Origin of the sequence: Pseudomonas sp. FIP_A4 (genome assembly GCF_036701605.1) — a bacterium.
Taxonomy (GTDB): domain Bacteria; phylum Pseudomonadota; class Gammaproteobacteria; order Pseudomonadales; family Pseudomonadaceae; genus Stutzerimonas; species Stutzerimonas phenolilytica.
The window spans coordinates 1-214 of sequence record NZ_JAYDXP010000005.1; the positions used below are offsets into that span (position 1 = coordinate 1).

At 64.0% G+C, this 214-nt stretch carries 1 pseudogene; it reads right to left on the bottom strand.

Features of this window, described 5'->3' with window-relative positions:
* Positions 1-178, bottom strand: a pseudogene (locus tag U8L64_RS00025) (DUF3182 family protein); the annotation flags it as partial.
* Positions 179-214: the final 36 nt, after the last annotated feature.

Genomic DNA, 214 nt, shown 5'->3' on the forward strand with positions numbered 1-214 from the left:
AGGGTTGGGTTTCGTGACCTCGGGTCGGATCGTACTCACCGCCATAGCTCAGCCCCAGCAAGCCGGCCAGCTGCTCGGCCATAGCGGCATGGACACGGCGCTCGTGCTCGGGCTCGCGTGCGCGGTTGGCGTAGGTCATCACGACCCGGCGCGGGTTCGATGTATCGGCATTGATCATTTCTTGGACAGCTCCTGGACTGCTCGGGCAGGTATG